Origin of the sequence: Ruegeria sp. THAF57 (assembly GCF_903914075.1) — a bacterium.
GTDB lineage: Bacteria > Pseudomonadota > Alphaproteobacteria > Rhodobacterales > Rhodobacteraceae > Ruegeria.
Map to the genome: position 1 here is coordinate 583,224 of NZ_CAIWNQ010000003.1, position 13,853 is coordinate 597,076.

Here is a 13,853-nt window from a genome sequence, read left to right on the forward strand (position 1 = left end):
CAGGATGCTGCGTGGTCTGAACCATCATGCGCTCCCGCTTCATGGGCTGTGTGTCCGTGAGAGCGCATATTGAGTGACCGGTTCATTAGAAGATCGGACGGTTGATGAGCGGACTGAAACCGAGTTGATGAGCCAGCCCATTAACTCGGGATACTGGCGCACGGATCGGTGAGTGGGGCTGGTAAACTAGACGAAGCGGGATACAGCACTGCTATCTGGGGCGGCGACCTTAATCATAGCAGCCCTAGATTGCGGTGCGGTAGCCCTTGAGAACCCCCATCAGGTATTTGGATTCAAATCCCGTTTATACTTTCGCGCCTTTACTATGCATGAAGCTGTTTGGCTTTTGACCTTCTTTCATTACGAACCTAACCGTGTCGCTCGAAAATTTGGCGTAAGCAGGTGAAGAACTTTCCGTATTGCAGGTTGTTGGCTTGTGCAGTCTTTTTGAACCAAGCTTCATCTTCCTCCAAAATCGAGAGATGCAGTTGCCCAACGTATTGAGACCTTGGCCTTCCACCTGTTCGAGTTGGTTTTTCACCTGATGCAAGGTGCGGTTTGACAAAAATCTTGTGTTCATTTTCGAGAGCCATTCGCTCCAAAAAGCGCATTTCCAGTCTGTTCAGTATTTCAATCATCTGGGTTTCTGTGAGATGAACTCTTTCCGCCATTTAACGGCCCCCGCTTTTTGCCAAACCTTTGTGCAGTTGAAATTTACCCTGAGATTCAAAGTATACTGTATAGACGACTAGCGTTACGTGGGCGATTTGTCAAAATATGGCGAACGCAAAAAACGACCCGCTGCTATTGGCATTTTCAAGAGTTTTGCGTCGCCACAGACTCGCCAAGAAGTTGTCGCAACTAGAGCTCGCCACGCAGGCTAACCGAAGCATGCAATACATCTCACTTCTGGAATCCGGCCACCACCAACCAACTCTCGGAACGCTACAACTTCTCAGTGGCGCACTGGGTCTTTCTTTGACCAGATTGGTATCCGAAATTGAAGAAGAGGCTGAGTAGAATCTAGCGATTTCTCTCGGTACACCTCTGGACATTGAATCTATCGCAGAAAACAACTCTGACGATAGTCACAACTGCCACCGCTCAATGAACTTCTCGATCTGAATGACGTTGGTTTGGAGCTTCGCTCGCAGCGTCGATGCTAGGATGTTTGCCGTGGGCGTGTCCTCATGTTGCGTGATAAGTCCATCCTTGCCGGTCCACCGGATGTCGAAGAAATCAGGGCAGGGCATCTCCATGCCGCGGAGGGTGGCTTTCTCGTATTCCTCGAAAAACCACTCCCTAACGGTTCGCTTGATATACTCAGGCGCATCATCGTCTTCGAGTTGAAGGACCATCTGCTCTCGCCATGCGGCCCAGCCATAGGCGATTTCTTCAGGCCTCAAATGGATTCCATTCATTTCGCCCTCCTTTCAGCTACTCCGCCTTCGCGTCGATGATCTCAGAGTTCCGCTCTTCCGTCATCTCTTCATAAGTCAGGTCTGCGAAATCCTTTGGTCCGATGGGAAACCACCGGCCGCTTTCGTCGTCTCTGACAGCAAGTGTCATCCGCTAAAACGCGGATCTTCAGTCTCGGTGTACACCGGCTCAATGACTCTCATCGTCATTCTCTTCATACACTTTGCGCGCCCTGATCTCTTCTGCGGTGATCGGATCAGACAGCGGCAGTCGCCCGGCGATAAACTCGGCCTTTCTCCTCGCCAGGAATGCCCTGGTCAGTTCATCACCTCGCTCACCTGTTTTCCGCATCCAGAGCGTTGCGGCCTTCTCGACCAAAGCCCAGACGGTCTGCTTGCGCTTGTGGCTCAGGATCTCGCCCTTGATGCCTCGCTCTGAAATGCCGAGCTTGGCGCATTCTCTTTCGTTCATTTGGACTTCATAGTCGGAGATATCAGCGAGGTCGCTGATGTTGCTTAGGTGCGCCCTGGCAACCTCTCTCTCATTTACAAAGACAACGACTTTGAGCATGTTTCACCAATTCCTCTTCACGCAAGCAGGGCAACGTCCGTGCTCATCAGTCCGGTCGATCTGCCCCCTATAGCCACACACATTGCAGGCCATCCCATCCTTCACAGGCCGCCCATCTCCGAATAGGCGCTTACTCTGCGGACGCCTGGACGACACGAGCTCATGCGCACACCAACAGCACAGCGTTGTGACAAAGCCCTCTGCGAGCTGCACCTGGGCTGCGTTGCTGCACTTCTCGCAGCTGTGATTGGCTCGTTCGATTGTCGCTTGAAACAAGCTGTCGATCCGCTCGTCCTTAACCACAGTCCTGAAATAGATACGCAACTGGCCAAACTTTTGCTTGATCTGAGAGACCACAGGATACTCGATCTCCTGCTTGTCGCAGTGCTCCTTGATCTTCTGGAAAAGATCCGTGACCTGACCTGCCCAGCCGTCGGGCGTGTAACCCAACTCTTTCTCAACTGAATTCTTGATGTCGTCATAATCGACGACGCCGATATTGCTATCCGACATGACGGACTCCTCCTAAATGGTAGGAGTGGAGGGGCATGATCCCTCACCGTCGACGCTAATCTGGCGTAAAGAGCTTATAAGACTCCTGGCCCACCATGGCACTCCCAAAGGCTCACTGAATCAGCGAGTTATTCGGGTGCTCAATTGGTGTACGCAGCAAGTCATAACTTAGGCATAGCTCAAGACGTCACAGTTGTGAAGTGCCTCTCATGCCACACCATACGAAACCGACGCTAAGGCGTTTTGCCCTGTTCTGAATCGGCTCAATCTGGGTCAGTTCAACGTCGAAACGAATATTGTCGATGGGTGAGCCCAATTCCACGACCGGAACAGGTATGTCGCGTGCATCGAAAACCTCATAGCAGTTCTCTTCCGGATAGGCTTGAAGGTGCAACGGGCTTTGGTAGATATCTCGGCCTCCTTTAATGAGACACTGAAGCAAGAACGCGCTGCGCAACTCTGTATCAGCAATCCGATCTGCGACCATGTCCATCATCTCTCCGACCGACTTTCCGGCTGGAACTTCTTCGACGCACAGCGAAAAAATGAACGCGTCGAAGTCTCCAGCCGGGCGCAGTTGTTCTATTGAAAATCTATGCTTCGGAATGTTGGATAGCGTTGTTTTGACATCCAATACGAACGACTCTGTGATAAAGTCGAATTTGGCATTCTTCCGGGCGCTCCAAGACCGGATAGCCGCCTCAGTGTCAACGGATTGGGCAATGGCAAAAAGCTCGCCCCAAAGTCCAATAAGATCACGTGACGCGCCTCCAACTTGGCTAAATAGTGCAGCAATCTCCTGAATTCTTTCAGCGATTGCGGCGTTGTTGAGCGCATCATCACCGCCACAAAACCGCTCTTCAAGTATCCTCATGAAGAGCCGAACAATGTCCGGGTCATCATCCTTGAGGCGGATGATCGTGTAGCAACCAGACTGCGCTTGGTTGTCGGCGGTTTGAATTTCACATTGCCTGGAAAACCCCACATCAACAGACCGCAGTACAATATCTGGCCGCAGATCAGTCTCTTTGGCAGGCAGTAGCAACGCAGGGTATGCCTTGAAGTCTACGCACAGCCAAAGGTCGTCCAAGCCGGAGATGGGCAAACCAAACTGAGAGCCTTCCGTCTCGGGTATTCTTTCACACAACGTGTTGTAAAGCGCGAACAACATGATGCGTTACCTTTCGATCCAGACACGCTCCATCAACGGATCGGGCACATGAACTGCTAAGATAGGCACGTCATTGAGCGTACGCTTCTTGTCCGCTGTTTGTATGTCGTAACGATGGAGTTGAAAGGTAACAGTCTCCGAAGACACCAGTGCTCGTGCGCCGGGATAGTTGGTCCGAGCGTTCGAGCCTTGGAACAAGTTTTTAATCTTTGGTGGGTTTTTGTCAGACAGGCTCCGTTTCGAAGCCACGCCGGACCAAGGACCGGATAGCGCATAGAAACTGCAACGCATGTCGGGTTCTTCTGCGATCATCCGCTCCAGCCCTAACATCAATGCACCGTGCTCAAGCGTGTCGTCGGTCCATTTGTAACGAAACTGGCCGATGAAGGGGACGAGATCAGCCAAACGCAATGCATTGCTGAACTTTGGAACAACTTGCTCATCATTCCAGCCATTTTCTGCATATGCCTCAAGGTTAAAAGCGTCCAAAATGGCGTCAACCGTGTCACGGTTGTCGGAAACAACTTCTCCGTCGTCAAAAGGGTGATTTGGAATGATCCAGCCGCTTTTCCCTTTGGATTGATACATCTCCAACAAGATCACGGAAGAGCGCGTAGGCTTTAGGCTCTTGTCCAGCGGATAGCTACGTCGCCATTCCTTGAGGGTCTTACCGCTGGCAAGATGATTGCGAATGGATCCCCGAATGGTCTCCTCGTGTCGCACGTAGCCAGAGAAGGCATCAATGTTCTCTTCGGTGAGGTAGATGCGGCAAAGGCCCAGATAGCGTTTCTTGTAGCCAAAGAAACGTGCCCGCTGTTGGATGTTGTCGGCATTACCCACTCCGGTTGAACGCGGCACGTAAGACACTGTCAGGCCTTCAACAGTGAATCCACGGTCAAGACCGATTCCGCCAACCAAAATCCAACTGTATTCGCCCTCCCAATCCACGGGCGCAATGCGACTTTTCTCGCGTGTGTTGAGTTCCTGTACGGTCGTTTCCTCCATTGCCTCAAACAAAACCGGAGCGATTTCTTTGTATCCGAGATCAGTTTCGTAGGTTTTGAGCAAAGCCGCAGTCGATGCTTCGAACTGCTTCAGGAGGACACTATGTTCCGGGTGAGCGGGGTCTTGGAGGATTTCCGCCCAATGATCTTTGATTTGGCGCGCCCACCTAGCGAACATCAAATGCTCGTCTTTGGCAACCGCCGGATGGATCATCATTGACCTGTTTCGACCCTTCTGGAACTCGCCCTCCATGAACCCGATTGCAACGCCTATGAAGAAGTCTCGGAGTGCGGACTTTAGGCTCTCTGGCGGTTGAAAGGGTGGATCATCTTTATCAGGAACATCACCGCTTGGAATGAGTTCAACGTACTTACTTTGACCATCAACAAAGAACTCTTGGCCGCCAACATAGTGATCGCCGGGCGTTAGGACGCGGCCAAAATCCGGAGATAATGCATCAATTCTACTGATAAGCAATGGTGCCTGGGGAGTCGCAGTGTACAGGATGTAACTATGGTGAGGGAAGAGTTCCCGCAACTCTCTAATTCGTTGATAGGTCTTACTTTCTTCTTCTTGCTTGGCCTTGGTATTCATCCCGGCTTGGTCGCCCTCATCATCTATGATGAGTGTTGGAATGTCGGAAAAGTCTGACTCACCAAGTAGGCGCGCCAGATTTTCAAGATGTTGGTGTTGCTTCATCGAAACAATGATGATCGTCCTTGCGCGAGGAGAATTACGACGCCAAGCGCCGAGTTCCTTGTTCACGCGCCCAACTTCACTCTCTTGAAAGGCTTTCTGCTGTGTAGTGAACAGATTCCACTCGCGAGCACCTGCCACATCCAGATCGGTCTTCAGGCGGTCAAAGGACTGTTCGACAAGGTTATTGGTCGTTCCTGCCAACAGGATTACAAGGCGATAACCATTGTCCCTGGCCAAGGCGGTCAAGCTGGTAAAAGACAGCGTTTTCCCACTTTGGACATATCCAATCACAAGACCGGTATTGTTCTGATCACAGCATTGGGGTGGAGCACATTCGCTCAGTATTGATACGGTTTCCTGAACAAGCCGTTCTTTTTCGGTGTCTGAAAGGTTGTCGTTGGAGTTCAACAGATCAGTAAGCGCTGATCCTTGCACGGGAGACCATTTTCCGGATGAATGCGGAGATGGTGAAGAAATAGTGATGACGTTGGGCTGTTCAGTCATTGGCAATTGGTTTCGAAAGTTGATTTTTTAGAATTTCATTTGTGTAGCGGCGTACTGCGGCCGGGTTTCGATCAGCACGTTCTCCAGCAGCTACTTCGGCGAGCGCCATAGCTGCTGCAATGTTCATAACCGCTAAGAAGCCTTCTGAATCCAGTGTCGGAAACTGCGCCATAAAGGGATGCAACATAGCAATCCGGATATTAACCTGACGTGGTTCTGGATCGACAATGGATGGTCTATTACTGATTTCGAGCCAGTTCGACGCATCATCGTCATAGGATAGCTCGATGGATACAACCCATTGTTCGTCACGAAAACGCGTCCGAACCTTTACATTCTCTTGTTTGCTTTGCGGGATTTCCGGAAGCGGCGTTTCTGGCGATGGCTCAGGCTCAACCGGTTGAAACAGATCAGGAGACCTCCCCGCGCCCGGCGTTGATTGCGACAAGTCTTGCCCTTTGAGACGCTCCGCCATTGTCTTGAGCGCGGTCGTCGCATCCTTGCGTTTGGCCTTTGCGTCCTTCCTGGTTCGGTGTTCACGCACCTGTGCCAAAAGTGGAAGATCATCCTCGGACAAAACTTTTCGAAGTTCTTTCAGAAAGGTGTCCTCGCTTTCTTCCCACTTGATGCCGTCCTTGGTGTGACTGACATGGAAGCCGCGCAAATGTATCTCACCAAACACGCGGAGGTAGGCATATGTATTGGATGCTCCGAAAATATCCTTGGGTCGGTAAGTTTCATCGAAACTACCCATGATCAGGCGCTTGCGCCGAAACAAGGCTAAACCTGCAAACTGGTTGCTGATTGTCTTACGAATGGCGACGAAACCCGTGGCAGCCTTACCGTCGCCCAGATCGATATGGATGTCTTTTTTCCATTCGACGTCGGGTCCATCCGGATCACGGTAGCTTGGCGCAACCAAAATCTCGGGGTCTTCATATTCAAGCGGTTCGCCATCTATGCGAAGCTCCATACTGCCTTCGCGAATGAAGACGCGATAGATGCTTGCCAAATGGCTTTTGATCTTCTTGACCGTGTTTCCGTGTGGAAAACGCCTGATATTATCGAGCCGGATTTCAGTGTAGTGTTTGTCAGTTGCAACTTGAGTTGAGACGACATGCAATTCCTCTACGCTGTCTTCGACGATTTTATCTATGTCGAAGAAAACCGCCCGTTCTGTGTTCTCTCCGAGTGCGCTTGAGGTAACACTCCAATTAGGCGCAAACCAGCAGGCCGCACTTTTCATCCCCATACCGAATTCAGAAAGTCCTGATGCATCAGGTGGGATTTCTGCTGGGCGGAAGGCACGAGCATAGTCACGTTCTGCAATCCCGGCAGCGTTATCCCGAATGGTAATACTGTTCTCTTGAGGGCGGAAGTCGATATCGATGACAAGCTTAAAACTCCCACCATTGACCTTCTTGAGAGCTTTTTTCTGATCGATGCTGCTTTGAATTGCGTTGTCCACAAACTCTGCAAGCGCGAACCATGCTTTGTAGTTCAAGTGTGGTAGAACAGAAAGAACGTTGACGCCGGGGCGGATGTTTACCGAACTAAGTTGAACCATTACTCCGCTGCCACCGCCTCATGAGCTTGTGCATCTCGCAAGTCACGATTTGTGAGTGCATCAAAGATGTTGCGGACAACCTCGACGTTCACGGCGTTGCCGAAAGCCTTGTATGCTCCGTTTTTTGTGTCGGGAAGAAACTCAAGATTCCCCATGCTTTGTAGTCGGCTGCACTCTCTTGGCGTCATGTATCTCTTTTTCCAGGCGATTATCGGCACCTGACTAGTCGTCATAGCGATAAGCGAAGGTGCCGTGTCTTGCTTCTTAACGCGAATACCACTGGCTCGAAACTGGATGACATGGCTCCAGATGTTTCGTTCAGCTCCTTTGCAATTCCACTCTAGCTTCTGAAAGCTCGGTGGAAATGCTTTGATGCGGTCGATCCAGGGATCAATGATATTGCGGTGCCGTGTATAAAACTCGCGGTTCTTTTCAATAAAATCTATCTTCCAGCTAGGGAATGCTTCGAGGGAGGTGCGCGCGTAAGCTGGAAGTAAGTCTTTGACTTCTTCCGGTGTCCGTCCGGTCAGCGGAACACCAAACGCGCCGCAGTATTGATCCAATCCTTCGTACCCGAGCGCGTCGGGGGTTTTTCCGTCTAAAGGATAGTCGGCACCAAACTCCATAGCCCAAATCGGAAATGATGGCAGGTGTTCATCGGCGGGAAAAGCAGCAACGAACTCCTGCCAAGTTTCGAGATAATTTAGATGATCCTCATTGAGTGTGTGCGCATCGTCCGGCTCTTCGTCGAGAACAGTTCGAATTGAGGTCGGTGCAATCTTGCTGGGAACAGGCCAAGAAAACCCATCCAAGCCCTCAAGGTCGCCAACTATGAAAGCCCGTTCACGCTTCTGCGGTACGCCGAACATATGCGGGGAGAGACGCTCAAAGGAGATTGAGTAACCCAATGATCTTAATTGATCGCAAATAATTTCCCAAGTCTCCCCGCCTTTGTGGCGCATCAAATTTGGGACATTTTCAACAATAAAAAAGCGAGGTTTCTTTAGCTTCAAGATATCGACAACGTAGTCGAAGAGGTTTCCCCATTGAGGGCATTCAAGCCCCTTTTGGTCTCCGGCTTTAGAAAAAGGCTGGCAAGGAAATCCGGCGCAAAGAATGTCGTGATCAGGAATCGCTCCTAGATCGACGGTGCGGATGTCCCCGACGGGAAGGATGCCGAAATTCTTCTCGTAAAGCGCACCAAGGGTCGGATTGAGCTCGGAAGCAAAGACGCATTCACCACCACGCTGCACCAAGGCCTGGTGGAAACCTCCGAGTCCTGCAAATAAATCTATGAATTTCATGCGGTTACGGCTGCTCCGTTTTTTCCCTAGCGTACACATGAAATTCAGTGGTTGCAACCAATCTGGTTCGCTTGACCACATCATCTTGCTTCAAAGAGTGCCAAACCCACAAACTGGCGGGTTCTTTGCAACTGACGGGTTGTTCTCAGGTTCCGTCTCGGTGGAGAACCGCAAGAACGCGCTCCTCGCCGGGCATGATGTTGGCGCTCAAAACTGAGTCGTCATCGCGTCGCTGATCGAGACCTGCAAGCTCAACGGGATCGAACCCCAAAGCTATTCGCCAGTTAACTGGGTATGTCGCTTTCCGCAGTTCAAGTTTCGACCTAGGGTGCAACGCCGTATAGCTAGGTAACTGGTTTGCCTTTGATCTCTGCTCGAATTTTCGCGGCTAATTCCTTCATCTTCGCAGCGTCGTTCTCAAACAACTGTGTGAGGACATGAGAATAGATTTCGAGCGCACCAAAATAATGTTTTTCGCGAACTCTTTCGCCATGTGACCCAAGGTTTCCAACCTCTTTCAATGCAAAACATAGTTCGGCGTAGTCCTCGTGGGTTTCCGCCCAAAGTTCGATCCTTCGATGCAAGCTTATTTGCACAACCTTACCTTTGTCAGATTTCTGCGTGGTTGGTATCTTCAACTCGTCCATTAGTACTTCCAAGCTCGCGCGCATGGCATTGGCTGCGGCGGAAACATCGATCCAATACAACGAGAAACTTCTTTTGAGTTGCTCTTCAACCTCACGGGGTATGTCTTCAGGAAGCCGAATGATGTCCGGCGCAGGAAAGAAAGACTGGATGTTGCGAAAGTCGTAGTATTCCGCCCCGCCCTCAAAGTCGTAGGCCTGGTCAACTCCACCACGGCCAGATACAAACGCAACCTCGGAACACTGCTCATTGTTGCAGACGCACTGCTACGTGAACCGACGCTCGATCCAGTCCGGGTCCCAAGCTTCATGTCCATGAGCAAGCTTAGAGTGCGCGGGTTCAATCTCCACAAAACTACCTTTTTCTGGCACTAATTGTCCCTCCCTACAGGTGGGGCAGTGGTACTTGCGGGTGGGTTCACCGCTAAAGTATCTGGAGAACTGTTGCGCTAAAGATGGCATTGTTTCTACTTCTTCGAGCTTTGATTTAGCGCGATATTTTGTGACTGAACACGCTTAGTTAGTCAACTCTGCGCCAAGGACTCTTGGTCGTCTAGAACTATGCTCTTTAGGTGTCCTGTCATTAGTAGCGGTCACAGGTTGCCAACGCCGGATTGATTCCCGTTAACGAGAATTTGGGAGCGACTAATGCAGATACCTAAGACAATCATGCAGTGTCCCTTTGGGTGTTGCGATGCACGAGACTCCCGAGTGCGTGGGTAAATTGACGACGGGTGATGCAATGTCAACCTGTTGCTTTTTCAGCGCAATAAATGGACGTCCACAAGCAGCCCGAAGCGGACATTCAAAAAGACTATTCAATTCCGGCTTCGCAGGACGTAACCGGTGTTCGGGACGGATGAAAAAATTAGTGTTCCAATCGATGCGACGGTTAGAAATGAATCTTTTATTGGACCGGCCGTTTGATTTGATTACTGTCCTTCGGGACTTGAAATATGATTTGTTTGTGACTGTATCTCAGCTGTATCGTAAGGACTTTCACCCAATACTGCGGCTGGTTGAGATAAGGTGAGAAAGAACATGGTCGCACCGATCAAAAAAACGACAGCGGCGCCGGCAACCCGCGCTCCAACGGCAAATCTCATCTGTTGGGTCGCACTCGATGCCGAGCGGGCTGCGGCCCAATTGTGGCTCCAGATTGCCGCGACACCAATGGCTGCCATCGACAAAGCCATGCCGAAGGAGATCGCGGTGACCATGACAATTGCGGGGCCAATTAAGTCGTTCGCCAGACCATAGAGCATCACCATAAGTGCACCGGTGCACGGGACGACGCCAATTGCTGCGGCAAGCCATCCTGAGCCTGTCTCGGCCTTCTTTGCAGCCGCGGCGCAACTGGCACATCCGCCAGAATGGTGATGGTGGTCATGTCGGCGGTATTCCAGTAACGCTGCACCGGCGCGCCAGAGCATCACCGCACCGATCACACTGATCGCCGCGTAGCTTGCGAGGCGGATCAATCGATAGTCCGATGGGGCATTCCCGGTAGCTTGTCGTACGGTGAAATCTAGAAGGAAAACGACGACGATGGCTGACAGGACATGGGTTATTGCAATTTGAGTGCCCATCATGATCCCGCGCCGGAGGTTCCCTCCGGAGCCCACGAAATAGGAGATCACAACTGCCTTGCCATGCCCGGGTCCCAAAGTGTGAACCGCACCGTAGAGAAATGCAATCAGTAAGGCGAACAATGCGCTCTTGGTAGAAGCGCCTGCTTTCATGTCCGTCATCGCACCCGTGAACACGTTGGCCACGTGTGCTTGTATTCGCACGAAGAGGGGCAGATCCGGCGTAACGGTCGGTGCAAAAGACATCTCGCCTGCTGTGCCAACTACAGTCACGCTTTCGAGCGCGTAACTTGCAGGGACGTCGCGCCGACCGTCCACTAAGAAAAGGTCATGCTCCGCCGGATGATGTTTGAGCTGACCAGAGATCCGCATGGGCTGAAACAGGCTCACATCCTCCAATCCTTCTGGCATCGAGGCGTAGATGATCTGATTTGCTGGTGGCGCGGGTGTGTGGATACAGGCCCCAACCCATGGCACAAGCAAGAAGCTGGTGACGTTGCGGCCGTCCATAGTTAGCGGCAGGATGTAGCCATCAATCATGACCTGTTGTTCAAGATGCGTCGCAGAAACTCCTGTAACGGCCTCCATGCGCCTGGCCATAATGAGCTCTCGTTGCGCGAACAGAGCCTCGATATCCAGCCCGGCAGCCTCGATTCGCGACCGCGCGGAAGTTAGGGCCTCTGTGCGCGCAGTATCGGCCTCACCGCGTTTCGAGAGCATCTCCGATTGCAGGATTAATCTCAGGTCCTCGAGCTGTGCGGCGGGCATTGCGGCAAAGGGATCGTCATAGGGTTCTGTGCTCGGAACCAGATCCTCCCATGTAACCAAGGGCAGACTCAACGACTTGGTCGCTGTAACCAGCACGATGGCCACTGCGGCCCAAAGCGAATGCCAGCTAGGCAAGGTGCTGCGCGTTTGGTTCTCCGCAGTCGCGTTCCCACCCATCATACCAATACTCGGCAAAACGGGTATGCGGACATTGTTAATCTGCTACCCGTTGATGCCATACTCTTTTTCCTCCAGAGATTTGCCGAGTACTTGTGAGATACTTACCCAATCTAGAAGCTGACCTTATCGGTGCCCTCGTAGACCTTATTACCTTCGAACCAGGTCTCCAGCACGATGGTTGCGTGGATCTGGCTCGGGTTGATCTCGGTGAGGTCCTGATCGAGCACGATGAAGTTGGCCCGCTTGCCAGCCCGGATCGAGCCAATTTCTTCTTCCAGGAACATCGCGTATGCACCGCCCATAGTGTAGGCATAGAGCGCATCTTCAAGTGCCACGGCACTGGACGGGCCGAGGATCGGGTCGATTGCACCGGCCCCAGGAGCCTGCCGGGTAACGAGTGTCTCAATGTTGATGAAAGGATCCGCCTGGGCCTGGTTCCAATCTGAACCAATGGCGACATTGACACCGCTTCTCAACACCGGGCCAAGTGGCCAGACCTCTTGCAGCATTTCGGCGCCGAGATCGGCTTCCGCTGCGTCGATAATCGCGCGCGGGAACCAAAATGAGGGCGAGAACTCCATGATCACGTTGGTATATTTCATGCGATCAATGTCATCAAAATCAACGATCACGTTATGAGCGATGTGATTGCGTAGGGCGCGCACTTCTTCGACGCCGTGTGCCGCCATCGCCATCTCGACGCCTTCCATGACGATCTCTGCGCCGCGGTCGCCGGTCGAGTGCACCATCACGCCGAGGCCGAGACCGTTGTAATGCACGATCTTTTCGCGCAACTGCTCAGGCGGTGTCGCCGGAAGCCCGAAATTGTCAGTGCCAGGATAGGGCCGTTTGATCAGCATTGTTTGACCAAACGGCACGCCATCAGCGAAGAGTTTCACACCGTCGATGCGGAAATGGTCGGTTTCATACTGCTGGCGGTTCCGCAGCAGTTCGGCATTGGAATACTGGCGGTAGAAATCGACTTCGTAAGGGGTCATCGACACCTGCATGTTCAACCTGCCCTGCCGGTCAAGTATCTGGACCGCTTGTGCCCAAAGGTGATCACCTTGAGCGACTTTCACGCCAGTGACACCCATGGCATGTAGCAGCGGGAAGATCTCTTCTGCCGCCGTCGTGACCTGTTCGAGCGTGTAGTTCGGCGATGCGCCAAACACTTGCTGCATGGCGGTTTCGTAGAGCAGACCATTCAATTTTCCGTCTGCATCGCGACCGAAATAGCCGCCGACGGGATCCGGGGTGTCCTCGGTAACGCCGGCCAGTTCCAGCGCTTTTGAATTGGCGATGGCGATGTGGCCGGTTTCGTCCTCGATCACAACTGGGCGATCCGGAACGATGGCATCTATGTAAGCGAAATTCAGCGGTGTGTCGGTGAAGGTGCCCCAAGAGAAGGCTGCGCCGATCAGCCAGGGTTTGTCCGGGTTGGCGTCGGCATAGGCCTTGATCTCGGCGGCGAATTCGTCGGGTGTCATGGGCACAGCCGCATTGACAGAGATATCAACATTGGCGATCAATTGCGACCGGATCGGATGGATGTGTGCGTCGATGAGACCCGGCATGACGAACCGGCCTTCGAGATCGACAATATCTGTATCATCGCCCTGGTGAACAGACACCTCTTCGAAAGAACCGACGGCCAGGAAGCGCCCGTCGCGGATCGCTACCGCCTCAGCCATAGGCGCTTTTTCTTCAACGGTGTAAAATTCACCGTTCGTCAAAATCAAATCCGCGTCCTGGGCGGCGGCGGCGAACGGAAACAGCGCCAGCAGAACTGCTGTTGAGCGGAAAGTCGATTGTTTCACAGTGTAACTCCCTGTTTTACCGAGGCTGAAAAGGCCTGACGCATTCCTGATCTTGTCACAATCCGCGACGCGCGACTACGGGCTGTCATCATTTGGACGG

At 52.2% G+C, this 13,853-nt stretch carries 12 protein-coding genes; 1 reads left to right on the forward strand and 11 read right to left on the reverse strand.

Annotated features, from left to right (window positions below; all coding sequences use genetic code 11):
* Positions 1-368: 368 nt before the first annotated feature.
* Entirely contained in the window at positions 369-671 is a 303-nt protein-coding gene (locus RUESEDTHA_RS10800) for a hypothetical protein (RefSeq protein WP_170676402.1), read from the reverse strand.
* Positions 672-777: 106 nt separating this feature from the next.
* Between RUESEDTHA_RS10800 and RUESEDTHA_RS10805 the strand changes: the two genes are divergently transcribed.
* Positions 778-1,020, forward strand: a complete 243-nt coding sequence (locus RUESEDTHA_RS10805; protein ID WP_170676400.1) for a helix-turn-helix domain-containing protein — start codon at positions 778-780, stop codon at positions 1,018-1,020.
* 68 nt (positions 1,021-1,088) lie between these two features.
* On the opposite strand, the gene RUESEDTHA_RS10810 is transcribed toward RUESEDTHA_RS10805, so the two are convergent.
* The 10 genes from RUESEDTHA_RS10810 to RUESEDTHA_RS10855 all read right to left on the reverse strand — a co-directional run bounded on the left by RUESEDTHA_RS10810 (position 1,089) and on the right by RUESEDTHA_RS10855 (position 13,753).
* Positions 1,089-1,421 carry a hypothetical protein gene (locus RUESEDTHA_RS10810; RefSeq protein WP_170676398.1) on the reverse strand — a complete coding sequence of 111 codons (333 nt, stop codon included), beginning with the start codon at positions 1,419-1,421 and terminating at the stop codon, positions 1,089-1,091.
* A gap of 187 nt (positions 1,422-1,608) precedes the next feature.
* Positions 1,609-1,989 (reverse strand): hypothetical protein, encoded by a 381-nt coding sequence (locus RUESEDTHA_RS10815; protein ID WP_180886724.1) that lies wholly within the window; start codon positions 1,987-1,989, stop codon positions 1,609-1,611.
* Positions 1,990-1,992: 3 nt separating this feature from the next.
* Positions 1,993-2,502 (reverse strand): hypothetical protein, encoded by a 510-nt coding sequence (locus RUESEDTHA_RS10820; RefSeq protein WP_170676394.1) that lies wholly within the window; start codon positions 2,500-2,502, stop codon positions 1,993-1,995.
* 187 nt (positions 2,503-2,689) lie between these two features.
* On the reverse strand, positions 2,690-3,673 hold the full coding sequence (locus RUESEDTHA_RS10825; RefSeq protein ID WP_170683816.1) for a PD-(D/E)XK motif protein: 984 nt from the start codon (positions 3,671-3,673) through the stop codon (positions 2,690-2,692).
* Positions 3,674-3,679: 6 nt separating this feature from the next.
* Complete coding sequence (locus RUESEDTHA_RS10830) at positions 3,680-5,881, reverse strand: Z1 domain-containing protein (RefSeq protein WP_180886725.1); 2,202 nt, start codon at positions 5,879-5,881, stop codon at positions 3,680-3,682.
* Complete coding sequence (locus RUESEDTHA_RS10835; protein ID WP_170770570.1) at positions 5,874-7,448, reverse strand: ATP-binding protein; 1,575 nt, start codon at positions 7,446-7,448, stop codon at positions 5,874-5,876. Before RUESEDTHA_RS10835 ends, RUESEDTHA_RS10830 begins: the two co-directional genes overlap by 8 nt.
* The gene (locus tag RUESEDTHA_RS10840) at positions 7,448-8,752 is read right to left on the reverse strand and encodes a DNA cytosine methyltransferase (RefSeq protein ID WP_170676386.1); all 1,305 of its coding nucleotides are present in this window, start codon (positions 8,750-8,752) and stop codon (positions 7,448-7,450) included. Before RUESEDTHA_RS10840 ends, RUESEDTHA_RS10835 begins: the two co-directional genes overlap by 1 nt.
* Before the next feature lie 344 nt (positions 8,753-9,096).
* The gene (locus tag RUESEDTHA_RS10845; RefSeq protein ID WP_180886733.1) at positions 9,097-9,459 is read right to left on the reverse strand and encodes a DUF4145 domain-containing protein; all 363 of its coding nucleotides are present in this window, start codon (positions 9,457-9,459) and stop codon (positions 9,097-9,099) included.
* Between the two features lie 869 nt (positions 9,460-10,328).
* Positions 10,329-11,858, reverse strand: coding sequence for a DUF3299 domain-containing protein (locus tag RUESEDTHA_RS10850; protein WP_180886735.1), 1,530 nt, complete (start codon positions 11,856-11,858; stop codon positions 10,329-10,331).
* Positions 11,859-12,043: 185 nt separating this feature from the next.
* Positions 12,044-13,753 carry an amidohydrolase gene (locus RUESEDTHA_RS10855; RefSeq protein WP_180886737.1) on the reverse strand — a complete coding sequence of 570 codons (1,710 nt, stop codon included), beginning with the start codon at positions 13,751-13,753 and terminating at the stop codon, positions 12,044-12,046.
* Positions 13,754-13,853: the final 100 nt, after the last annotated feature.